Origin of the sequence: Actinoplanes nipponensis (genome assembly GCF_016862275.1) — a bacterium.
In the GTDB taxonomy this organism is placed as follows: domain Bacteria; phylum Actinomycetota; class Actinomycetes; order Mycobacteriales; family Micromonosporaceae; genus Actinoplanes; species Actinoplanes nipponensis.
Window position 1 is genome coordinate 105,153 of record NZ_BOMQ01000011.1, and the last position, 22,183, is coordinate 127,335.

Genomic DNA, 22,183 nt, shown 5'->3' on the forward strand with positions numbered 1-22,183 from the left:
CGTTCACGATCGAAACCACCGGCCGCCATCGGCGATTGCCTATATTCGGGCGTGTGACGGAGGGGACCGGCGCAGGCCGAATGGCAGCCGCGGCCGTGGCCGCCGTCGCCGTGGGCCTCTGCGGCGCCTGGGCGTACGCCCGCACCGGCGCCACCGCCGGCGACCTGGGCCGCGACCTGACGGTCGGCTGGTCCTTCGCCGGCGCCGGGCTGATCGCCTGGTGGCGGCGGCCGGCCAACGGCACCGGCCGGCTCATGGTCCTGGAGGGGATCACCTGGTTCCTGGGCAACTTCCAGGCCGGCGGGCCGGCCCTGCTGGTCGGCCTGAGCGCCTGGTTCGAGGCGCTCAACCTGGCGGTTCTGGCCCATCTGGTCCTGGCGTTCCCGGAGGGCCGGTTGACCGACCGGTCCAGCCGGCTCGTGGCCCGGGCCGGCTACGGCCTGGTGCTCGCCGGCGGGCTGCTGCGGGCGATCACCTACGATCCGCGGGCCGACGCCGGCGCGACCTATCTGACCTGTCCCGACTGCGGCGTCAACGCCCTGCTCGTCGCGCCCGCCGCGCGGCTGTTCACGACGGTCGACCTGACCTACCGGGCGCTGGGTGGCGCGCTCGCCGTGGCGTGCGCCGTGCTCGTCGTGCGCCGCTGGCGGGCCGGCACCCAGCCGCGGCGGCGGGCCCTGCTGCCGGCCGTGCTGTCGTTGTTCTTCGTGGTGGTGTTCGTGGTCTGGGACATCGTGTTGCGGCTGCTGTTCCCGGCGCGCGCCGCGACGGTGCCCGGTGCGCTGCTGATCGCCTCCGACCTGGGTCAGGCCGCGGTCCCCGTGGCGTTCCTGGTGGGGCTGCTGCGGTTGCGGCTGCGCCGCGCCGCGGTGGGTCACCTCGTCCTGGAGATCGGGCCGGACCCCAGCCTTGCGCGCCTGCGGGACGCCCTCGCCCGGGTGCTGGACGATCCGTCCGTCCAGCTCGGGCTGTGGCGGCCGGAGCTCGCCCGCTACGTGGAGCCCGACGGCGGGCCGCTCCCGCTGACCCCGGCTCCGGGCCGCAGCGTCACCCCGGTGGCCCACCGCGGGCAGCGGTCCGCCGTGCTGGTGCACGACCCGGCGCTCGACGACGACGAGGCGCTGCTGCCCGCGGTCAGCGCCGCGCTGCGGCTGATGCTGGACAACGCCTGGCTGCACTCCGAGGTCACCGAACGCCTGGCCGAGGCGCGGGCCGCCAGCTCGCGCCTGGTGCAGGCGGCCGACTCGGAACGGCGCCGGCTGGAGCGGGATCTGCACGACGGGGCCCAGGTCCGGCTGCTCACCGCGCTGATGGCCCTGCAGCGGGTGGACGTCCGGCTCCGGCAGAGCGACGACACGATGCTGCGCGACACCGTCGCCGAGGCCGGCCGGGAGCTGCGCCAGGCCCTGACCGAGCTGCGCGAGCTGGCCCACGGCATCCATCCCGGCGTGCTGGCCCGCGACGGTCTGGGGCCGGCCGTGGTCGCCGTGGCCGAGCGCTCCGCGCTGCCGGTGGTGGTCGCCGTCGAGGCGGTGCGTTGCCCGCCGGTGATCGAGGCGACCGCCTACTACACGATCTGCGAGGCGCTGGCCAACGCCACCAAGCACGCGCGGGCCCGGGCGGTCACGATCACCGTCCGGCACGACGCGGGCGTGCTCGTCGTCGAGGTGGCCGATGACGGGGTCGGCGGCGCCGACCTCTCGCGCGGCACCGGCCTGCGCGGACTGACCGACCGCCTGGCGGCCGTGGGCGGGGCGCTGGGCGTGGTCAGCCCGGCCGGCGCGGGCACCCGGATCCGGGCGGAGCTGCCGTGCGGGTGATCGTGGCCGAGGACTCGGTCATCATGCGGGAGGGCCTGTGCCGGTTGCTGGAGGACGCCGGGATCACGGTGGCCGGCCGGGCCGGTGACGCGCCGACCCTGCTCGCGCAGGTCGAGCGGGGCGAGCCGGACGTGGTGCTGACCGACATCCGCATGCCGCCCACACACACCGACGAGGGTCTGCGGGCGGCCCGGGAGATCCGTGACCGGCATCCGGGCGTCGGCGTGCTCATCCTGTCCCAGTACCTGGAGACGACCACCGCGCTGCGGGCCTTGTCCCGGCACCCGCGCGGCCTGGGCTACCTGCTGAAGGAGCGGATAGCCGACGTCGGGCAGCTCATCGAGGCGATCGGCCGGGTCGCCGCCGGTGGCTCGGTCATCGACCCGCAGGTCGTCGCCACGCTCCTCGGCCGGCGACGGACGGCCGGCGCCCTGGACGAGCTCACCGCCCGCGAGCGCACGGTCCTGGGGCTCATGGCCGAGGGCCGGTCCAACGACGCGATCGCGCAGCGGCTCGGCGTGGGCGGCAAGACCGTGGAGACGTACGTGCGGAACATCTTCATGAAGCTGTGCCTGGAGCAGAACCTGGTCGACCACCGGCGGGTGCTGGCCGTGCTCGCCTACCTCGGACAGTGACGGCGGGCCTGCGCGCCGGCGCCCGGCGGGGGGACGGATACGTCCCGGCCGGATATTGGGGGTCGCGGCTGCGTGGGCGTCGCACATAACATGGCGTACCGAGTGGAGCGACAGGCAGGCATCCGTCTGCCATATGGGAGCGCTCCCATGCCCTGGCCGACGGGCGCCGGACCGGCCCGTCGCGGTGGAGGAGGAACCTGGTGCGCTACGGACACTTCGACGACGAGCGGCGTGAGTACGTCATCGACCGGCCCGACACGCCGCTGCCCTGGATCAACTATCTGGGCACCGAGGAATACTTCGGCCTCGTCTCCAACACCGCGGGAGGGTATTCCTTCTACCGCGACGCCCGGCTGCGCCGCCTCACCCGGTACCGCTACAACAACGCCCCGTTCGACCTGGGCGGCCGCTACCTGTACGTGCGCGACGACGCCACCGGCGACTTCTGGTCGCCGACGTGGCAGCCGACGCGCAGCCCGCTGGACTCCTACGAGTGCCGGCACGGCCTGTCGTACACCCGGATCGCCTCCGCCCGCGGCGGGATCCGGGCCGAGACGCTGTACTTCGTGCCGCTCGGCGAGACCCTCGAGGTGTGGCGGGTCCGGGTCACCAACGACCGCGACACCGCGGCCGAGCTCTCGCTGTTCTCCTCGGTCGAGTTCTGCCTCTGGGACGCCCAGGACGACGCCACGAACTTCCAGCGCAACTTCTCCACCGGCCAGGTCGAGGTGGCCGACGGCGTGATCTACCACAAGACCGAGTACCGCGAGCGGCGCGACCACTTCGCGTACTTCGCCTGCTCGGAGCCGCTCGCCGGGTTCGACACCCAGCGGGACACGTTCCTCGGCCCGTACCGCGGCTGGGACCAGCCGGCGGCGGTCGAGCGCGGGGCGGCCTTCGACTCCGAGGCGCACGGCTGGGCGCCGATCGGCAGCCACCACGTGCGGCTCGCGCTGGCGCCGGGGGAGACCCGCGAGGTCGTCTTCGTGCTGGGCTACGCGGAGAACCCGCGGACCGAGAAGTTCGACCCGCCCGGCTCCCAGACGCTCAACAAGCGGCACGTCCGCCCGGTCATCGAGCGCTGGCTGCGGCCGGAGACGGTCGCGGAGGGCTTCGCGGCGCTCGGCGCCTACTGGGACAGGCTGCTCGGCACGCTCCGGGTGACCACCCCGGACGCGGACACCGACCGGATGGTCAACATCTGGAACGCCTACCAGTGCGTGGTGACCTTCAACATGAGCCGGTCGGCGTCCTTCTACGAGTCCGGGATCGGCCGCGGCATGGGTTTCCGCGACTCCAACCAGGACCTGCTCGGCTTCGTCCACATGATTCCGGACCGCGCCCGGCAGCGGATCCTGGACATCGCGGCCACCCAGATGGCCACCGGCGGGGCGTACCACCAGTACCAGCCGCTGACCAAGCGGGGGAACAACGACATCGGCGAGGGCTTCAACGACGACCCGCTGTGGCTGGTGCTCGGCGTCTCCGCGTACGTCAAGGAGACCGGCGACCAGACGATCCTGGACGAGCCGGTGCCCTTCGACAACGTGCCCGGCAGCGAGGTGTCGCTGTACGAGCACCTGCGCCGGAGCGTGACCTACACCCAGGAGCGGCTCGGCCCGCACGGCCTGCCGCTCATCGGGCGGGCCGACTGGAACGACTGCCTCAACCTCAACTGCTTCTCCGACACGCCGGGCGAACCGTTCCAGACCACCGAGAACGCCAGCGGCGGCGGGGCCGAGTCGGTCTTCATCGCCGGGCAGTTCGTGCTGGCCGCCAAGGAGCTGGCCGCGATCGCCGAGCTGCGCGGCCGCGACGAGGAGGCGGCCGGGTACCGCGCCGCCGCGGAGAAGATGACCGCCGTCATCATCGAGCACGGCTGGGACGGCGCCTGGTTCCGCCGGGCGTACGACTTCCACGGCCACCCGGTCGGCTCCAGCGAGAACGACGAGGGGCAGATCTTCATCGAGCCCCAGGGCATGTGCGTGCTCGGCGGCGTCGGCCTGGACGACGGGCTGGCCGTGCGGGCCCTGGGCAGCGTGGCGGAACGGCTGGCCACCCCGCACGGCATCATCCTGCAGCAGCCGGCGTACTCCGACTACCGGATCGAGCTGGGCGAGATCTCGTCCTACCCGCCCGGCTACAAGGAGAACGCCGGCATCTTCTGCCACACCAACCCGTGGATCATGATCGCCGAGGCCATGGTCGGCCACGGCGACCGCGCCTTCGACTACTACCGGAGCATCAACCCGTCGGCCCGGGAGGCGATCAGCGAGGTGCACCGCTGCGAGCCCTACGTGTACGCCCAGATGATCGCCGGCCGGGACGCGCCGACCCATGGCGAGGCGAAGAACTCGTGGCTCACCGGGACCGCGGCGTGGAACTTCGTGGCCATCACGCAGTGGATCCTGGGCATCCGGCCCGAGCTGGCCGGGCTGCGCGTGGACCCGGTGCTGCCCGCGGCCTGGTCCGGCTTCCGGGCCACCCGGGAGTTCCGGTCCGCCACCTACGAGATCACGGTCCGCAAGGCGGCCGGGGTCAGCGGGCGGGTCGCGTACCTGGTGGTGGACGGTGAGCGGATCGACGGCACGGTGGTGCCGCCGGCGCCGGCCGGCGCGGTGGTCGCGGTGGAAGCCGTCATCGAGCAGTGAGGGCCGCCGCCGAGCCGGGCGCGCAGCCCGGCTCGGCGGCGGTGATCCGCCCCGGTTGACCAACCTGGCCGGACATCACACCTAGAGGGTGAACACCACGGTGGAGATGCTGCGGGCGGGCAGGGTGACGGTGACCTGCCCGCCGTTGACGCTGGTGGGCTGGCCGGCCGCGTTGGCGTTCTGCGAGGTGACGTAGTGCTCGGCCCGGGTGACGTTCTGCGGGGCCTGGAGCACGGCGTTGGCCACCGCGGCGGCCGAACGGTTGAGGATCACCAGCGTGATCTTCCCGCCGCCCTGGTAGGCGGTGACTTCCAGCGGCGCGGCCTTGGCGCTCTTGGTCAGGGCGACCCGCTGATAGCCGGGGCGGACGTACTTGGCGTACTGCGAGAACGCGTACCCGCGCTTCAGCGGCGCTCCCGCGGTGGTGCCGTAGGCGGCCTCGCCGTCACCGATGAACGAGTAGTAGCGCTTGCCGTACCACCAGATGTAGGCGCTCCAGTTCGATTCCATCGACTTGTGCACGGTGCGCATGATGTCGTCGAGGGTCTCGTCCCAGACCGCCTGGTTGGCGGGGTTGCCCCAGATGGTGGAGCCGCTGCCGTCGGCCTCGTGGAAGTTCCACTCGGTCATCCACACCGGCTTGCCGTTCTGGGCGGCCAGCGGGTACGGCTTGAGCCGGCCCGCGTCCTCGGTGCCGTAGAGGTGACCGCCGATGTAGCCGACGTTGGTGCGGGCGCCGGCGTCGGTGAGGGTGGGATCGGTGTAGCTGTAGTTCAGGTTGACCGCCTCGGCGACCATCAGCCTGGTGTTCTGCACCTTCGCGCCCTGATCGCGGACGAAGTCGCGCAGCTCGCCGCCGCTCCAGTCCATCGAGTCGTAGTTCGGGTGCCAGTCCGGCTCGTTCTGCACCGAGGTGACGTCGATGGCCACGCCCTGATTCCTCATGTACTGGACGTAGCTGTTCAGGTGGTTCGCATAGTCGTCGTAGTAGTCGGTCTTCAGCTTTCCGCCGTTGACCCGGCTGTTGTTGGTCTTCCAGGCCGCCGGCGCGGTCCACGGTGAGGCGAGGATCTTCACGTTCGAGCCGTACGACTTGGCCGTCCTGAGGGCGTTCACCTGGGTGGGCCATTCGCCGGAGACCGGCGAGATGCCGGTCCGCACGATCGACAGTCCGAGCTGACCGGCGCCCGTGCCGACCAGCGTCTGCGTCTCGGCCGTCGACCAGGCGCCGCCCCAGATAGACACGGCGGCGCCGAACCCGTCGACGGTCTGGTACTTGGTGGCGGTGTCGACCGTGACGTCCGGCGTGGCGCCGGGCTGGCTGGTCGGGGGCGTGGTGGCCGGGGTGGCCGGCCCGGTGGTCGGCGCCGTGCCGCCGGTGCAGGCGACCCCGTTGAGCGCGAAGGCGGTCGGCGCGGGGTTGCTGCCGGGCGACGAGCCGTTGAAGCCGAAGGACGCCGTGCCGTTGGTGGCGACGGTCCCGTTGTAGCTGACGTTCCGGGCGGTGACGGCGGCCCCGCTCTGGGTCAGCGTCGTGTTCCAGGCCTGCGTGACGGTCTGGCCGGCGCTGTACGACCAGGTCAGCGTCCAGCTCGTCAGCGGGTCGCCGAGATTGGTGACGACCACGTCGGCGCCGAAGCCGCCCTGCCATTGCGACGACACCGTGTAGGTCACCGCGCAGCCGGCGGTCGCGGCGCCGGCCGGCAGGGCCACCGCCACCGCGGCCGAGGCCAGCAGCATCGCGCCGGCCGAGACCAGGGCGGCATGAGCCGTGCGGAGTTTTCTCATGAATTCGCTCCTGACAGGAGGGGACGACGGCCGCTCTGGGAGCGCTCCCATCGATATCCGACAATGGTGTCAGAGCAATTCCGAATACTCAAGAAGGGGCTGGTCAGCGTTCTTGCGACCCGTTCCGGGCGGCCAGCATAACGTTTTCGGGCTAGGAAAGCGCCGCCGCTTTGCGCAGCAGCACCGACCGTTCGCGCTCATTGGCGCACAACCGGGCGGCCAGCTCCAGCTCGGCGCGCGCCTCCGTGCGCCGGCCCAGGCGGGCCAACAGCTCACCGCGTACGGTCGGGACCAGGTGCGAGCCGGGGAGCCGGTCCGAGGCGACCAGCTCGTCCACGATGGCCAGGGCCGGCGCGGGGCCCGCGGCCATGGCCACGGCGACGGCCCGGTTGAGCGTGACCACCGGCGAGGGGGCGACCCGGCCGAGCGCCTCGTAGAGCACCACGATGCGGTCCCAGTCGGTCGCCCCGACCGTGGGCGCCGCCGCGTGGGTGGCCGCGATCGCGGCCTGCAGGCCGTACGGGCCGAGGCCGCGCGGCGACGCCCGGGCCAGCGCGGCCAGCCCCCGGTGGATCGCCGCGACGTCCCACCGCCGCCGGTCCTGGTCCTCCAGCAGGATCGGCGAGCCGTCCGGGCCGGTCCGGGCCGGGAAGCGCGCGGCCGTCAGCTCGCACAACGCGAGCAGGCCGTGCACCTCCGGCTCGTCCGGTTGCAGCGCGGCCAGCGTGCGGGCCAGCCGGATCGCCTCGTACGCCAGGTCGGGGCGCAGCAGCCGGTCGCCCGACGTGGCCGTGGAGCCCTCGGTGAAGATCACGTAGAGGACGCTGAGCACGCCGCCCAGCCGCTCCCGGCGCTCCCCGGCCGGTGGCAGCTCGAAGGGCACCCCGGCCGCGGCGATCGTCTTCTTGCCCCGGGTGATGCGGGCCTGCACGGTCGGCACCGGCACCAGGAACGCGCGGGCGATCTCCTCGCTGGACAGGCCGCCGACCACGCGCAGGGTCAGCGCCACCCGGGCCTCGCGGGACAGCACCGGGTGGCAGCTGATGAACATCAGCGCCAGCACGTCGTCGTCGATCCGGTCGGGGTCGATCTGCTCGTCGACCGCCGGGACGGCCGCCGGGTCGGTCGCCAGCCGGGCGTACCGGTCCCGCAGTGTGGCCCGGCGGCGGATCGCGTCGATCGCCCGCCGCCGGGCCGTGGCCATCAGCCAGCCGGCCGGGTTGGCCGGGGCGGCGCGCGGCCACGCCACCAGCGCCTCGGCCACGGCCTCCTGGGCCGCGTCCTCGGCCAGCCCGAAATCGCCGGTGAACCGGGTCAGCGCGGCGACGATCCGCGCCGACTCGATCCGCCAGACGGCCTCGACCTCGGCCGGGCCCATCAGCGCGCGACGGTGCTGTCCTGCGGGACCTCGTCCTCGCCGGGCACCCGCCGGACCTCGATCCTGGCGCCGCGGGCCGCCGGGATCCGCTTGGCCCACTCGACCGCCTCCGGTTGCGAGGCCACGTCGAGCAGGAAGAAGCCGCCGAACAGCTCCTTGGTCTCGCCGTACGGCCCGTCCGTGACCACCGGGGTCTCGCCGCTGAAGTCGACCACGACGCCCCGGGCCGGGTCGTCCAGCCCCTCCGCCGCGAGCAGCACGCCCGCCTTGACCATCTCCTCGATGACCTGACGGGTCGCGGCCATCATCGGCTCGATGTCGGCCATCATGGCCGCGTTCGACTCGTCGGTGCCCCGCATGATCAGCAAGTACTTGGCCATCGCGTCTCTCCTCGTCCGGCGGGGCCGCCTCTCGGCCCTCGCACCCCCACGTCGTACGGGCGGCGCGCGGATCGACACGGCCATCCGGAAATCTCCCGCCGGGCCGCGGCGGCCGGAGCAGGATCAGGATCAGGATCAGGGTAGGCCGGGTGGCGGCGCGCCGGCGAGGTGCCTCCACGCCCCGCGCGGGGACGAGAAGCCCCAGCCGCCCAGCGCCTGTCGGATCTCCCGAGGGTGGTTGTCCGCGAACGGACAGCCGGCGGACCGCGGACCGGGTAGACCGGGGGATGAGGGCAACGCTGGGACGGACGGTGGATGCTGTGTCCGGATGCGTCGATCAGGGCCGCACGGGCTGGACCGAGCTGCGCGTGCACGGGGTGTCCGGAACCCCGCCGGAGCGGATGCTGCAGCACGCGCACGTGGAGCTGGTCGCGGGCGACGACAACGCCGCGTTCTACCGGCGCGGGTACGACTCGCCGCTGGTCTCGGCCGACGACGACCGGCAGCGCGTCGAGGCGTACTGCTGGGGCGGGCTCACCGCCGGCGCCGGCGCCCGCGCGCTGTGGCTGCTGCTCACCCCCTTCATGCTGGCCAACCTGGCCTTCTTCGCCCTGCCCGCGCAGGGCCGGACGGGCGGGCGCACCCGGGCGGTGGCCGAGGGCCTGGTCCGGCTGTTCGCCCTGTCGGTGACGGTGAGCTTCATGCTGGTGCCGGTGCAGCTGGCCATGGATCTGGTCGGCTGGCAGTGCGTGCGCCCGGCCGGGCGCGACTGCACGGCCGGGACGACCTGGCTGGGCTTCCTCGCCTGGGGCTGGCTCGACGCCCCGGGCCGCAGGCTCGCGGTGACGGCGCTGGCGCCGCTGCTCGTGGTCGCCCTGCTGTGGTGGCTGGGCCGCTCGACCTGGCAGCGGCTGGAGCGGGCCACGGTGCCCGGCGCGGCCCCGGCGGAGGCGAGCCTGACGCCGCTGGAGGACCGGCGGATGTGGAACGGCGCGGAACCGGTCCGCAAGCTGCGGGCGGTGCACCTGGCCGCCGCGCTCGCGGTGGTCGGGGTGTTCCTGGCCGCGCCGCGCGACGACCTCGCCGGGGCGGTCGTGGTGGTGATCCTGCTGGCGGCGCTCGGGCTGGCCGCCGTGCTGGCCTGCCGGCCCGCGACGAGCCGGCGGGCCCGGCCCGGGCCGAGGCACGACGGGACCTCCCCGGCGATCCGGTTCGACGCGTTCACGGCCTTCGCGCTCGTGGTCGGCGTCGTGGTGGCGGCGGCGGTGGTCCTGGACGTCTTCGTCGGCCCCGGCGCGATGCGCCGGGCGCCCTCGTTGCCGGGCCTGGCCGGCGCCGTCCAGGGGCTGGCCACCGCGCAGCTCGCGGCGCTGCTGGTGACGGCCGTCGTCCTGATCCGGCTCAACCGGCAGGCGCCGCACGAGGGCGGGGTCGAGCCGGTGCCGGACCGGGCCGGGCAGGCGTACGAGGACCGGCCGGCGTGGCGCGGCCTGGCGGCCGCCGCGTTGATGATGGTGGCGGTGGCGCTGGTCGGGGAGCTGGCCGCCGGGGCCGGCATCCGGGTCGCGGACCTGCTCGGCACGCCGACCACCGCGTCCGTGAACTCCTCGGCCTTTTTGGTGCCCGGCGGCTACTTCTCGGTGGCCGCGGTGACCGCCGTCCTGGCGCTCGTGCTGCTGCCCGCGATCGGCGTCGGGTGGTGGCAGCTGTCCCGCAGGGCGAAGCGGTTCGACAACGACGTGAGCGAGGTCTACGAGGACGGGGGCGCGAGGCCCGAGCGCCGGCGGCAGATCGCCAAGGTGTGGGCCCGGGCCGAGATCGGCGACGTGGCGCAGCGGGTCGCCGGCTGGCTGCTCGCGATCACCGCCGCGGTGCTGACGGCCGGCCAGGTCATGTTCTGGCTCGACCCGGGCTGGCTGCTGGGGCACGCCCGGTGGCTGGTCAACCTGGGCACGTTCCTGGTCGTCGGCTTCGTGCTGCTGACGCTGTACGCGGGCCACCGCGCCTACCGGGACGCCACCTTCCGGCGCACCGTCGGGGTGCTGTGGGACGTCGGGACGTTCTGGCCCCGCGCCGCGCACCCGCTCGCCCCGCCCTGCTACACCGAGCGGACCGTGCCGGACCTGATGACCCGCATCGGCTATCTCGGCGACCGGGCCCGGGGCGGCAAGGTGCTGCTGTCCTGCCACTCCCAGGGCACGGTCATCGGCGCGGCGGTCATCATGCAGCTGACGTACGACGAGAGCGCCTCGGTGGCGTTCCTGACCTACGGCAGCCCGCTGCGGCGCCTCTACTGCCGCTTCTTCCCGCACTACTTCAACGTCGGGGCGCTCAACCGGACCGGGGCGTTCCTGCTGGGCTGCGCGCACGAGGACACCCCACGCGACCAGCGGCCGTGGCGCAACCTGCACCGGCGCAGCGACCCGATCGGCGGGCCGCTGCTGGTCTCGTACCCGCCGACCGTGCCCGGCGCGGGCGAGCCGGCCCGGCCCGTGCCGGCCGGCGACAACGGCGACATCGACCGTCAGCTGATCGACCCGCGCTTCGACCGGCCGGACGGCGACACCTGCGACCCCGCGCCCTGCGGGCACTCGAACTACTTCGCCGACCCGGCCTTCGCGGACGCCGCCCGGAAGGTGAGGGAACTGCGCGACGCGCACCCCCGCGATCCGGGCGGCTGCGCCCACGGATCGGGCCGGCCGGACGCCCGGCCGCTGGCCGGCAACGCCCCGCCGGGCCGCCGGTGAGCCTTCCTTTCGGCTCGCCGTTCCGGCAAGCTGGCCGGCATGGGCGAGGTGCTTCCGATGCCGGCCGTCGGCGCTCCTTCCGCCTGGCCGGCGCCGACGTGGGCCGGCTGGCGGCATTCCTCTCCGGCGTCGTGGCGTCGGCGCCGGCGGCGGGGGAGCCGGAGGGCGCCGGGACCCCGGCGGCCGCCGAGACGGCTGCGGCGGCCCCGCCCCGATCGGCGCCTTCTCCCGAGCAGACCGGTGACGTGAGCATGGGCGCCCTGCGCCCGGCGCCGGTGCCCCGGGTCGCCTGACCGGGGCTCCGCCGGGCGCTCCGGAAAATCTTCTCGACGGGTGTCGGATCAGGGCGCGGCCGTTCGTGGCATCAGTACCCGCTCACCCCGCACCAGGAGGAGACGATCATGACGGAGTACCTCATCACCTTCAACGACGAATGGGTGCCCGAGCACACCGCGGAGCAGCTGCGCGAGAAGGCCGCGGCCTCCCGGGTCGTGCTCACGGAGATGGTGGCCCAGGGCGTCCTGATCTTCACCAACGGCGGGCTCGACCGGTCCACCGCGGTGTGCAGCGTCGAGCCGGTCGACGGCGAGCCCGTCTTCAGCGACGGCCCGTACGTGGAGACCAAGGAGCACCTCGGCGGCTTCGCCGTCGTGGACGTGCCCGACGACCAGGCGGCGCGCTACTGGGCCGGCCGGCTCGCGACCGCGCTCGACTGGCCGCAGGAGGTGCACCGGTTCCGGGCTCCCGGGCCGGCCCACGGGCTGCGCTGAAGCGGATCCCGTGACGGTGTCGGATCCGGCGCGAGCCGTTCGTAGCACGGGTGGAAGGCGGCCGGAGGTGGCCGCCCGGACAAGGGAGCCAGGGAATGACCCGGTACTTGATCTCGTTCGATGACGGCGCGATGGACCACATCCCCGCCGAGGACTGGGCCGACGTGGGCAAGGCCGCGCACGCGGTGATCCAGGAGGCCGTGGACGCCGGCGTGTGGGTCTTCAGCGCCGGGCTCGAGCGCCAGCGGGCGAGCGTCGTGGCCGCCGACGGCACGGTCACCGACGGTCCCTACCCGGAGACCAAGGAGGTCATCGGCGGGTTCGCGGTCGTCGACGTGCCGTCCCGGGAGGACGCGCTGGGGTGGGCGGCCAAGATCGCCGCCGGTTGCCGTTGCCCGCAGGAGGTCCGGGAGCTCATGCCCGACCCCGAGACCGACGCGCTGCTCCGCCGGGCCGGCGCCTGACTCCGTCCAGCCACGCGTGCATGGTCAGGTCACTATTAGACGATAGTTAATGAAAACGATTACCGTTCCGCATCTCAGGAACGGAGTGTCTTCATGAACCAGCACCGTGCTTTCCCCGCCGTGGTCACCGCCGCGGCGCTCGTTCTGCTCGGCGGATGCGGCTCCGGTGGCGATGCCGCCGGAGCCGCCTCCGACGGCCGGCTCGCCGTGGTCGCCACGACCCCCGAGGTCGCCGACTTCGTCCGCGCCATCGGGGGCGCCGACGTCACCGTGACCCAGATCATCAAGCCCAACGTCGACCCGCACGACTACGAGCCCACGCCGGCCGACATCAAGGCGATCGGCGAGGCCCGGCTCGTCGTCAAGAACGGGGTCGGCCTGGAGGAATGGCTCGACCAGACCATCGAGTCGGCCGGCTTCCGGGGCGCCGTCGTCGACTCCAGCCAGGGCGTGACCCTGCGCGCGGGCGGCCACGAGGAGGGCGAGGAGGCGGGCGGGGCCGAGCACGAGGGCGAGGAGCACGACCCGCACATCTGGCACAACCCGCGCAACGCCAAGATCATGGTGACCACCATCGAGCGGGGCCTGGCCGCCGCGGACCCGGCCCACGCCACCGCCTTCGGGAAGAACCTCGCCGGCTACGCGGCCGAGCTGGACGAGCTGGACGCGGCCAACGAGGCCGCCTTCGCCGAGATCCCCGCAGCCCGGCGCAAGCTGGTGACCAACCACGACGCGTTCGGCTACTACGTCGACCGGTACGGGCTGCAGTTCGTCGGCTCGGTCATCCCCAGCCTCGACACTTCCGCCGAGCTGTCCGCCCGGCAGCTGACCGACCTGGTCACGAAGATCCGGGCCACCGGGGCCCGGGCCGTCTTCACCGAGAGCTCGTTGCCGCCCAAGAGCGCCGAGGCCATCGCGAAACAGGCCGGCGTCAAGGTCATCGGGGGCGAGGACGCGCTCTACGGCGACAGCCTCGGCGCCGAGGGCACCCCCCAGGGCACCTACCTCGGCGCCGAGCGGCACAACACCCGGGTCATCGCCGCGGCCCTGGCCGGCTGACATGGGCGACGCCGCGCTGCGCTACGCCGGGGTCAGCCTCGGCTACCACGGCACACCGGTGCTGACCGACGTCGAGCTGACCCTGGCCGGCGGGCAGCGGCTGGCCCTCGTCGGCCCGAACGGCGCCGGCAAGTCGACGCTGATCAAGTCCGTCCTCGGCCTGGTCCCCGTGCTCGGCGGTACGGCGACCGTGCTGGGTGGCGCCCCGGCGGGTGCCCGGCACCGCACCGGGTACGTGCCGCAGACCGGCTCTCTCGACGCCGACTTCCCGGTGACCGCCGCCCAGGTGGTCATGATGGGCCGCTACCGGCGCATCGGCTGGTGGCGGCCCACCCGGGCCGTCGACCGCCGGGCGGTCCGCGAGGCGCTCGACCGGGTCGGCCTGGCGGACCGCGCCGGGACCCACTTCGGGATCCTCTCCGGCGGCCAGCGCCAGCGGGTGCTGCTGGCCCGGGCCCTGGCCGCCGAGCCGGAGCTGCTGCTGCTCGACGAGCCCTTCAACGGCGTCGACGCGGTGAGCCAGGAAGCCGTGGTCCGCGTCCTGCGCGAGCTCGGCGCGGCCGGGACCGCGCTGGTGCTGAGCACCCACGACCTGACCGTCGCGCGTGAGCTGGCCGACCAGGTCTGCCTGCTCAACGGCCGGCAGTGGGCGATCGGCCCGCCGGCCGCCGCGCTGACCGGCGACATCCTGCGCCGCGCGTACGGCGGACACGCCGTCGACGTGGGCGACGGCCGGACCGTGCTGGTCGAACCGTGATCGAGCCCTTCACCGTCCCGTTCCTGGGCCGGGCCCTGGCCGAGCTGGCGCTGCTCGCCCTGGTCTGCGGGCCGGTCAGCGTCTTCGTCTTCGTCCGCCGGCTGTCGTTCGTCTCCGACGCCCTGACCCACACCGTGTTCCCCGGCGTCGTCATCGGCTTCCTCGCCGGGGGAGTGGAGGGCATCGTCGCCGGCGCGCTGGTCGCCGGCGTCGTCACCGCGGTCGTGCTGACCCTGCTGACCCGGGGCGGCGCGCTGTCCGACGACGCGTCCACCGCCGTGGTCCTCACCGCCATGTTCTCCGTCGGCGTGGTGCTGGTGTCGCGCCGTTCGTCGTACACCGCGGACCTGACCTCGTTCCTGTTCGGCCGGATCCTGACCGTGACGCCGCGGCAGCTGGCCGAGACCGCCGTGCTGGCCGCGGTCATCCTGGGGTTGCTGCTCCTCGGCGCGCGGGCCCTGATCTTCCGGGCGTTCGACCCGGCCGGGGCGGCCGCGGCCGGCTACCGGATCGCCGGGCTGGACCTGTGGCTCAACCTCGTCGTCGCGCTCGTGGTCGTCGCCGCCGTCCGCGCCGTCGGCACCATCCTGGTCGTGGCGCTGCTGATCGTGCCGGCCGCGGCCGCCCGCATGCTGACCGTACGGCTGACCGTGATGGCGGCCCTGGGCACCGGCCTCATCCTGCTCGCCGGCTACGGCGGCCTGCTGGCCAGCTGGACCGCCTCGGTCGAGCACGGCATCTCGCTGACCTCGGCGTCCGCCGTCGTGCTGCTGCTCGTGCTCGCCTATCTGCTGCTGCTCCCGCTCGGCGCGCTGCGGCGACGCCGCCGGCGGCCGGCCCCGGCCCGAAGGGGATCACCACATGAACTGGTGGGATGACGCGCTGCACCGGGCCACGGCCGAGGTGGTCCTGGTCGGCGCGCTCGCCGGGCTCATCGGGGTGCAGGTCGTGCTGCGCCGGCTGTCGTTCTTCACCATGGCGCTGACCCACGCCACGTTCCCCGGGGTGGTCGCCGCGGCCATCATCGGCGTCAACATCTACCTCGGCGGCGTGGCGGCGGGCGCGATCATCGCGCTCGGCGTGGCCGCGCTCGGCCGCCGCGCGGGCCAGAACGCGGCCGCGGCGACGGGCGTCATGATCGCCGGGGGGTTCGCCCTCGGCGCCGGGCTGGTGGCCACCCAGAGCGGCTTCAGCCGGGACCTGTCGTCGTTCCTGGTCGGCTCGATCCTCACGGTCAGCCCCCGGGACCTGCTCGTCACCGCGGTCGCGCTGGTCGTCGTCGCGGCGATCCTGCTGGCCGGCGCCCGCCCGCTGCTCCACACCGGCTTCGACCCGGCCGGCGCGCGGGCGGCCGGCTTCGCCGCCGGCCGGTGGGACATCGTCCTGCTGCTCACCATCGAGGTGGTGGTGGTGACCGTCGTCCCGGCCGTCGGCACGATCCTCGCCCTGGCCCTGGTGGTGGCCCCCGCCGCGGCGGCCCGCCTGTGGTCCGCCCGGCTGAGCGTCATCACCGCGCTGGCGGTCACGTTCGGCGTCCTCAGCGGCCTCGGCGGGCTGTACGCGTCGAGCCGCTGGAACGTCGCGGCCGGCGCGAGCATCACCCTGACCGCCACCGCCATCCTGGCCCTGTCCACGGTGCTGTCCCGAGTGGTCCGAGGCCGGGGCCCGGCGTCGCTCGGCTCGCCCGCGGCGCCGGCGTGAACGGCGACCCGGGGCCGCGGACCGGGCCGGCCCTGGACCGTGCGGTGGTCGTGCTGCGCAGCATGGGCTACCAGCACCGGCTGCACGTCCTGCTGATGCTGCGGGACGGCGAGAAGTCACCCACCGACCTGGCCGAGGTGATCCCGGCGGACGCCACGTCCATCGCGCACCATCTGCGGTTCCTCCGGGACGCCGGGCTGATCCGGCGGGAGCGCCGCACCGTGCGCTACGCCCTGAGCTTGTCGTTTAACCAGATCGGCGGGGCTTGGTGCCCTTCTTGGGTGGGTCGGTCGCTGGTGGGCCTGGCCGGTTACCAGGATGAGTCCCACGTCGTGGCGGGCCGCGGTCTGCCGGTTGCGGGAGCCGGGCGGCCGTCCGGGGCCGGGCCGACCGGGTTTAGGCGCATGCGCTGGCGAGGGGTTGGCTGCGCGGAGGTTCCGAAACCCCCGCCGTACCCGGGCCGGGGTAAGCCGTTCCGGCGCCATGGGACGTTCCCAGGCCCGGCGCAGGTCCTGGGCGAGCGGCCGGGCCAGACGCAGCTGAGTATGCGCGGCCAGGACGAGCCAAGTCCACCGGTCGGCGGCGGCGGGTTCGCGTAGATGCGGTGTGGTCCAGCCGAGGGTCTGTTTGAGTAGCCGGAAGGTGTGCTCGATGTCGAAGCGGCGCAGGAAGGCCTGCCAGCAGCGATCCACGTCCGCGGCGGTGGCGTCGACCTTGGACCACCACAGCCAGAGCGGCTTCGGCTCGCCTCGGCTGGGCAGGTGGTCGACGTTGAGCCGAATGACCGGGCCCTCGATGATCAGCAGCGGCTGGTCGTGGTCGACCCAGGCCGCGCGGCGGGTCAGCCGAGGGTGCAGTCGATCCCAGGCCTGCGCCCGGACCTGCCCGTAAAGGCGGGTGTTGGTGTGCGTGACGGCGTGCTCAATGTCCCATGTAGCGGGGTCACCGAAGACGAACTCGCCGCCGTGCTTGGCTGGCCGGCCACCCAGTGGCTGATAGACGCGTGGCGGCGTCGGGCGGCGCAGCACCCGGTCGGAGCGCATCCGGCCGAGGATCTCGATCGGTAGGTCCCGTAGCATCCAGGCGATGCGCGGTGCTTCGTAGCCGGCGTCGAGCACGATGAGGACGTCTCGGTCCCCGGGCTTCCACTGCCCGGCAGCGGTCGTCCCGTCAACGAGCTGGCGGACCTGCGCGCACGTGATCGTGGTGACGTCCGCGCCGGGCGGCAGTCGGACCGCGTCCAGCAGCGCCGTCCAGGAGGTCCCGCCGGTCTCCAGGGCGGCGATGATCGAGTACGGCCAGCCCGGGATCATCCGGTGTTCGTCCTCGCCCCGGCCGTAGGTGTGGCAGAACGAGCGCTGCGGACTGCAGTCACCGTCCGGGCGCAGCCACGGCGAGACATCCACCGCCAGGACCAGGCGGCCGTCCGCCGCCCGCGGCAACGGCAACCCGGCCAAGCGCCGCCGCAGCGACTCGACGTCGATACGGCCGTGGTTGAGCGCGTCGTACATGGCGCCGTGGCCCCGCCGATGCTCCGGTGCCAGCGACAAGCCGACCAGCGTCTTGACCGGCCCGTCAGTGCACAACAGGGCGTCCGCCAGTTCGAACAAGGCATCCGCCCGCCTGGTCATGCACTGGTAGAGCTGCTCACGGAACCCCGCCGACACATCGATCGCTTCCGCCCTGTCCGTCACGACCGCCACAACGATGTTCGATAGGTGCCAGATGCGGCCCACCGTCACCGGCACCGCCGGTCAGAACGAAGGCCGACCCTACGAATGCGCGGATTCACCGAAGAACGGATTGTCTGCGCTGGTTACTCATGACCCCAACACTTCATGAACGCGTCTCCGTGAACCACGCGTCATGGGCAGCTTGCATGCCGTCGTCTGACGGCCCGGTCAACTGAAAGAGCTTCCACGCGTACCCGTACGGGTCCTCAAGCTCGGCGTATCTCTCGCCCCACGGTGCGTCCGTCGGAGCGGAAGTGATGATGCACCCGGCGACCCGGCACTGACGCGCCGTCTCGTCAACATTGTCGACCTCGAGTCCGATGACAACGCCAAGCCCCCGTGGGCCGGCCTTCGTTTGCCGTTCCCGTGGGCTGTCCGGGAACGGCATTCCTACCAGTGCGTCGACCAGCAACTGCAGCGGTCCCCGGCGCAGGATCGCCATCACGACACCGCCATCGGCACCCGGAACGGTCCCCACCGGGACGAAACCGAGGGTTTCATACAACATCGCGGCGGCGGTCACGTCATTGACTCGTAGCCCCACACGCACCGGCGGCTCACTGCTCACAGTCGCGACGGTACACGGCGTACAAGAGCGCATTTGGCACCCCTCTATGTCAGGAGGCCGCCGGCAGTGGTGTTCTGGGCTGGGGTTCGGCGGGTCCGGGAAGTGACTTCTCCGAAGTGCCGATCTTGGGGTTCGGGTCGGCCGCGCTGGATTGCAGAGTCGCCCCCACGTGTCCTCCCGGGCTCGTCCTGACGGCTTTGGCGTCGGCGGTCATGCGCCGGTAGACGATGTCGGACAGGCGTCGTTTCAGAGCGCGTATGGCTTCCATCGGGGTCTTGCCGGCGGCGAGTTTGCGCCGGTAGTAGCGGCGGCCTTCGGTGTCGCGGCGCAGCTGGACGACGGCCATGATGTGCAGGACTCGGTTGATGCGCCGGTTCCCGGCCCGCGACAGCCGGTGGCGGTTCTGATCACCCGAAGACGCGTCGATGGGTGCGGTGCCGTTCCAGGAGGCGAAGTGTGCGCGGCTGGTGAAGCGGGTGATGTCACCGACGTCGCGGGCACGGATCAGTTCTTGCGCTTCACAGGCAGCCACAGGGCGAACTCCGGAACGAGCACCTCGGTCAGGTCGCGGCCGAACACACAGATCGTCTGCTCCCAAGGATGGCCGAACGTTCCCTGTTCAAGATCCTGCGTGATGAAGGCGTGGTAGTCGCCGTTGGGAAAGGCCGAGACCCGCCACGACTGACCTTCGACGGCTTGCCGATGAGGCCAGAACCAGTACGACGTGTGCTGCCAATCGAGAGCGACCAGAGGAAGGTCAGCCGAGAAGACGGCAGTCATGGCGGAAAGAACCTGTTCGTTCAGCGCGTCCTCATCGGCGGAGAAGCTGCCGGCACGCTCGAAGACAGAACTGAGATCAAACGTCACCGAACCAGCCGGCTCCTTGATCGCAGGCCATTTGGAGGGGTCCATCCCCGGACGAAAGTGGAAGCGGTCATCGAACGGAGTCCAGAACTGCTCGTAGTTCCGGATCTGCTGCCACGCATCGTTGTCCCACCCCGGCCCGTTCACGAGACAGATCTTCGCACCCTGGTCCGCTTCGATCAGCTGCGATACCCCGGCTACTGCAACCGGCTCGCCGCTCGCACCCGAACTCACGACATCTCAATACGCGATGCCGTCAGTATCTCCGCAGTTGATGCGACTGGTCGCCTGTGGAGTGTGTCCCTGGCGTTCGGATCGCTGTCACGGTGACGGCGATCCGAACGCTCACGGCGTGGTTGTGCCCGCGCGCCCCTCGGCGTGACCGGGTGCAACCTCTAAGTCGGATCTTGACAATTTTGGACATGTTTGGCGCTTTCTCGGGTGTTCAATACAGAAAAGTCGTTCCTTTGTTTTGAAGCGGGGCTGCTGTGAGGCGTTCACCAGGGAGTCCGGATCGTGTGGTGCTGGCAGGGGCGGTAGCGGTAGCGCTGCTGCTGGCCAGTTTCGTGCAGCCGGTGCGGGCTGATCGCGACCACGGCGGATACGGTGACGCTGCCTTGTTGCCCCAGCCTGGGCCGATGCCTGCCGCTCCGGCGTTGTTCGCCGAGGCGCATGAGCGCGCCGCCGGCATTCTGCGCGCGGTGCATGACCCGTCCACGGCGTTGCCGGCGCTGGTCGAGGTGCTGCGAGAGGCCGGGGTGACGGTGGTGTCCGGGCCTCGGGGCCAGGCGGTCATTGTGGGCAGGGCCGACCCGCGGCGGATGTACCTGCAAGCCGGCCAGGTGCTGGCCTTGAGCCGTGCCGTGTCCGCCGATCAGCGGGTTCCGCTGTCGTGGCTGACGACGATGTTCGCCAAGGGCACTACCCCGCACGCCCAGGCAGTGGTCAGCGAATTCGATCTCCGTTCCTACCTGGCCAAGGCCCTGGAAATGCCGACCGGCGGGGCGGAGATGATGTGGAAGGCGCTGATCCTGGGCGAAGAGCCGCTCGGATCGGACCTGCAGGCCACGCTGCGCGGGGCGCTACCCGATACGCACCTCTCCAGCCTGCAGCTGCTCCTGCTCACGCTGCGGCTGCGGGCCGACGCCATGCAGACCGCTGTCGCACTGCAGCGCGAGAACACCCGAACCGCCCCAGCCCCTACGGCCTCGGCACGGGCTGGGATCCCTTGCGCGTTGGACAGCATTCCGGACTTCGTCATGGATGCCATCGCCACCGCGACCGGCGCGTTCGCCGAACACGTACTCGAGAAACTGAAGCTGGGAAAGCTGGCCAAGATCTCGGCTGCGCTCGGTTGGGTCGGCACCGCATCCACACTGATCAACTACGCGCTGCTGTTCGTCGCCCTGGAGATCCAAACCCGGATCACCCCAGATCCGTTGGTTCGTACCAAGTCCACGACCGAGGCCGGCGGCCGCTCCGACATCGTCACCATGGTGCGGACCCGCGACGTGTCGGGCACACCCTGGCTGCGCTGCGCGCTGCGCTGGCTCGCCGTCCTCGGGGTCAGCGCCGACGCACCCGCCGAGGGCGGCCCGCTACCGCACGCCCCGGTCGACTGGAAACTGCTCGACACCCGCCACGCCCAGGTGAAGCCCGGGTTCAACCGCGACATCACCGACGAGTCCGGAACCGCCAAGGGGATCATCATCGGCCGGGTGCAGGAACGCGACATGTCCCGCGCCAAGTTCAAGGTCGAACGACACATGATTCTCCAGACGACGGTCGACGCCGTCGCCGCGCGAGAAATCTGGGAGACCGTCGGGCACTACTCGGTCGTCCTGATCCAGAGCGCCCTCGCCGCGTTCGGCAGCATCCCCGACGCTGTCGAAGCATCCATCAAAGTCCTCGCCGAACTGGCGTCGAAGAACGGCCAGTTCGCCAACTTCACCGGCATCCAGATGACCGACTGGGAAGACCACGCCGTCGTCCACGTCGACTACGAAGCCCGCGTCGTCCATACCTGGGCGTGCAACCCGTGCTCGGAGATCCAGGGAACGAGCACCAGAACTGAGCGCGCGGACATCACAGCCCGGGCTCGTATCGACATCCGCTATCCCATGCCCGGCATGACCGAGTCCGGGGCGGACAACCTACGAGGCGTCGACTACACCTATTCCCTTGACGACCGATACACCAAGACGTGGATTGATAGCGACTGTGACTGGGAGACTGGCTGGGCCGAGGGCCACCAGATCGGCACGGAGCCCGGACCGATCCACGCCGACCTCCGGTTCCCGGTCGACGTGCCCGGCAAGCCGGTCGGCGCTGATCTCACGATCGACACCGGGCTGAATACCTGGAACAACAACCACTTCCAGGAGGTGACGTCCACTTCCTACCACACCACGGCGTGGTCACCCTCCGACTGTCAGCATCGTAACGTCCAAACCGTCAAGAACTGGCCGGCGAACCTGGTCGTGGGCATCAGGGACATTCACGATGAGCTGGGCCAGCACGTCCCCGGCGCCCGCTTTCGCGTCCGGACGTGGAAAATGAACCCCAACTGGAAGGTCGGCGAAGAAGGAGTCATCGCCACCTCGACCATCGACCATCAGATTGACTACGCCCAGACGTCTCGCAGCGGAAGCGACCGCCTTGTAGAGACAATCACGCTGTCCACCGACGCCCGATGACCGTGACAACCCAACGGCGTAAGTAGCCGCCTCCCCGTTGCAGAAGGGGCGGGAACGGGCGCTGACGGGGACGGTCATCGCCCATACCTGAGCGAGAAGCTCCGGCATGGACGGTTCGACAAGGGCAGGCCCTTTACGGTCCCGCTGCCGGCGTCTGACGGCCGCAATCGGC

The 22,183-nt window shown here is 71.9% G+C and carries 19 protein-coding genes and 1 pseudogene; 13 read left to right on the top strand and 7 right to left on the bottom strand.

Annotation, left to right across the window (positions count from 1 at the left end):
- Positions 1-80 precede the first annotated feature (80 nt).
- From Ani05nite_RS04695 to Ani05nite_RS04705, 3 genes are all read left to right on the top strand, one after another.
- Entirely contained in the window at positions 81-1,820 is a 1,740-nt protein-coding gene (locus Ani05nite_RS04695; protein WP_203765445.1) for a sensor histidine kinase, read from the top strand.
- Entirely contained in the window at positions 1,811-2,455 is a 645-nt protein-coding gene (locus Ani05nite_RS04700) for a response regulator transcription factor (protein ID WP_203765446.1), read from the top strand. Before Ani05nite_RS04695 ends, Ani05nite_RS04700 begins: the two co-directional genes overlap by 10 nt.
- A gap of 200 nt (positions 2,456-2,655) precedes the next feature.
- Complete coding sequence (locus Ani05nite_RS04705) at positions 2,656-5,106, top strand: glycoside hydrolase family 94 protein (protein ID WP_203765448.1); 2,451 nt, start codon at positions 2,656-2,658, stop codon at positions 5,104-5,106.
- Between the two features lie 81 nt (positions 5,107-5,187).
- On the opposite strand, the gene Ani05nite_RS04710 is transcribed toward Ani05nite_RS04705, so the two are convergent.
- The 3 genes from Ani05nite_RS04710 to Ani05nite_RS04720 form a co-directional block, all read right to left on the bottom strand.
- On the bottom strand, positions 5,188-6,894 hold the full coding sequence (locus Ani05nite_RS04710) for a cellulose binding domain-containing protein (protein WP_203765451.1): 1,707 nt from the start codon (positions 6,892-6,894) through the stop codon (positions 5,188-5,190).
- 151 nt (positions 6,895-7,045) lie between these two features.
- Entirely contained in the window at positions 7,046-8,272 is a 1,227-nt protein-coding gene (locus tag Ani05nite_RS04715) for an RNA polymerase sigma factor (RefSeq protein WP_203765452.1), read from the bottom strand.
- Positions 8,272-8,652 carry a YciI family protein gene (locus tag Ani05nite_RS04720; protein WP_203765453.1) on the bottom strand — a complete coding sequence of 127 codons (381 nt, stop codon included), beginning with the start codon at positions 8,650-8,652 and terminating at the stop codon, positions 8,272-8,274. The genes Ani05nite_RS04715 and Ani05nite_RS04720 overlap by 1 nt, the downstream gene beginning before the upstream one ends.
- Before the next feature lie 320 nt (positions 8,653-8,972).
- Between Ani05nite_RS04720 and Ani05nite_RS04725 the strand changes: the two genes are divergently transcribed.
- The 9 genes and pseudogenes from Ani05nite_RS04725 to Ani05nite_RS42325 form a co-directional block, all read left to right on the top strand.
- On the top strand, positions 8,973-11,399 hold the full coding sequence (locus Ani05nite_RS04725) for a hypothetical protein (protein ID WP_203765455.1): 2,427 nt from the start codon (positions 8,973-8,975) through the stop codon (positions 11,397-11,399).
- 98 nt (positions 11,400-11,497) lie between these two features.
- Positions 11,498-11,692: a hypothetical protein gene (locus tag Ani05nite_RS04730; RefSeq protein ID WP_203765456.1), complete on the top strand. Its 195-nt coding sequence runs from the start codon at positions 11,498-11,500 to the stop codon at positions 11,690-11,692.
- A 108-nt stretch (positions 11,693-11,800) separates the two neighbouring features.
- On the top strand, positions 11,801-12,169 hold the full coding sequence (locus Ani05nite_RS04735; RefSeq protein WP_203765457.1) for a YciI family protein: 369 nt from the start codon (positions 11,801-11,803) through the stop codon (positions 12,167-12,169).
- A gap of 95 nt (positions 12,170-12,264) precedes the next feature.
- The gene (locus Ani05nite_RS04740) at positions 12,265-12,633 is read left to right on the top strand and encodes a YciI family protein (protein ID WP_203765458.1); all 369 of its coding nucleotides are present in this window, start codon (positions 12,265-12,267) and stop codon (positions 12,631-12,633) included.
- A 93-nt stretch (positions 12,634-12,726) separates the two neighbouring features.
- The gene (locus Ani05nite_RS04745) at positions 12,727-13,692 is read left to right on the top strand and encodes a metal ABC transporter substrate-binding protein (RefSeq protein ID WP_203765459.1); all 966 of its coding nucleotides are present in this window, start codon (positions 12,727-12,729) and stop codon (positions 13,690-13,692) included.
- 1 nt (position 13,693) lies between these two features.
- Entirely contained in the window at positions 13,694-14,449 is a 756-nt protein-coding gene (locus tag Ani05nite_RS04750; RefSeq protein ID WP_203765460.1) for a metal ABC transporter ATP-binding protein, read from the top strand.
- Positions 14,446-15,327 (top strand): metal ABC transporter permease, encoded by an 882-nt coding sequence (locus Ani05nite_RS04755; protein ID WP_203765461.1) that lies wholly within the window; start codon positions 14,446-14,448, stop codon positions 15,325-15,327. Before Ani05nite_RS04750 ends, Ani05nite_RS04755 begins: the two co-directional genes overlap by 4 nt.
- The gene (locus Ani05nite_RS04760; RefSeq protein WP_203765463.1) at positions 15,311-16,150 is read left to right on the top strand and encodes a metal ABC transporter permease; all 840 of its coding nucleotides are present in this window, start codon (positions 15,311-15,313) and stop codon (positions 16,148-16,150) included. The genes Ani05nite_RS04755 and Ani05nite_RS04760 overlap by 17 nt, the downstream gene beginning before the upstream one ends.
- A 62-nt stretch (positions 16,151-16,212) precedes the next feature.
- Positions 16,213-16,317 (top strand): annotated as a pseudogene (locus tag Ani05nite_RS42325) (transcriptional regulator); the annotation flags it as partial.
- Here the strand turns inward: Ani05nite_RS42325 and Ani05nite_RS04770 are convergent.
- The 4 genes from Ani05nite_RS04770 to Ani05nite_RS04785 all read right to left on the bottom strand — a co-directional run bounded on the left by Ani05nite_RS04770 (position 16,267) and on the right by Ani05nite_RS04785 (position 19,549).
- The gene (locus Ani05nite_RS04770) at positions 16,267-17,886 is read right to left on the bottom strand and encodes an NF041680 family putative transposase (protein ID WP_377881703.1); all 1,620 of its coding nucleotides are present in this window, start codon (positions 17,884-17,886) and stop codon (positions 16,267-16,269) included. The pseudogene Ani05nite_RS42325 and the gene Ani05nite_RS04770 overlap by 51 nt on opposite strands.
- A gap of 100 nt (positions 17,887-17,986) precedes the next feature.
- Positions 17,987-18,451 carry a VOC family protein gene (locus Ani05nite_RS04775; RefSeq protein ID WP_203765466.1) on the bottom strand — a complete coding sequence of 155 codons (465 nt, stop codon included), beginning with the start codon at positions 18,449-18,451 and terminating at the stop codon, positions 17,987-17,989.
- A 49-nt stretch (positions 18,452-18,500) separates the two neighbouring features.
- Positions 18,501-18,983 carry a transposase gene (locus tag Ani05nite_RS04780; RefSeq protein WP_239129284.1) on the bottom strand — a complete coding sequence of 161 codons (483 nt, stop codon included), beginning with the start codon at positions 18,981-18,983 and terminating at the stop codon, positions 18,501-18,503.
- A complete protein-coding gene (locus Ani05nite_RS04785; protein ID WP_203765468.1) occupies positions 18,956-19,549 on the bottom strand; it encodes a DUF2716 domain-containing protein in 594 nt (197 codons plus the stop codon). The genes Ani05nite_RS04780 and Ani05nite_RS04785 overlap by 28 nt, the downstream gene beginning before the upstream one ends.
- 284 nt (positions 19,550-19,833) lie before the next feature.
- On the opposite strand from Ani05nite_RS04785, the gene Ani05nite_RS04790 reads away from it, so the two are divergent.
- Positions 19,834-22,011 (top strand): hypothetical protein, encoded by a 2,178-nt coding sequence (locus tag Ani05nite_RS04790; protein ID WP_203765471.1) that lies wholly within the window; start codon positions 19,834-19,836, stop codon positions 22,009-22,011.
- The last annotated feature ends 172 nt before the right edge of the window (positions 22,012-22,183 follow it).

Excerpts from the sequence above, each read along its gene's own strand:
- Ani05nite_RS04695 (WP_203765445.1), top strand. The coding sequence starts at position 81 with ATGGCAGCCGCGGCCGTGGCCGCCGTCGCCGTGGGCCTCTGCGGCGCC.
- Ani05nite_RS04710 (WP_203765451.1), bottom strand. The coding sequence starts at position 6,894 with ATGAGAAAACTCCGCACGGCTCATGCCGCCCTGGTCTCGGCCGGCGCG.
- Ani05nite_RS04715 (WP_203765452.1), bottom strand. The coding sequence starts at position 8,272 with ATGGGCCCGGCCGAGGTCGAGGCCGTCTGGCGGATCGAGTCGGCGCGG.
- Ani05nite_RS04720 (WP_203765453.1), bottom strand. The coding sequence starts at position 8,652 with ATGGCCAAGTACTTGCTGATCATGCGGGGCACCGACGAGTCGAACGCG.
- Ani05nite_RS04735 (WP_203765457.1), top strand. The coding sequence starts at position 11,801 with ATGACGGAGTACCTCATCACCTTCAACGACGAATGGGTGCCCGAGCAC.
- Ani05nite_RS04740 (WP_203765458.1), top strand. The coding sequence starts at position 12,265 with ATGACCCGGTACTTGATCTCGTTCGATGACGGCGCGATGGACCACATC.
- Ani05nite_RS04745 (WP_203765459.1), top strand. The coding sequence starts at position 12,727 with ATGAACCAGCACCGTGCTTTCCCCGCCGTGGTCACCGCCGCGGCGCTC.
- Ani05nite_RS04750 (WP_203765460.1), top strand. The coding sequence starts at position 13,694 with ATGGGCGACGCCGCGCTGCGCTACGCCGGGGTCAGCCTCGGCTACCAC.
- Ani05nite_RS04760 (WP_203765463.1), top strand. The coding sequence starts at position 15,311 with ATGAACTGGTGGGATGACGCGCTGCACCGGGCCACGGCCGAGGTGGTC.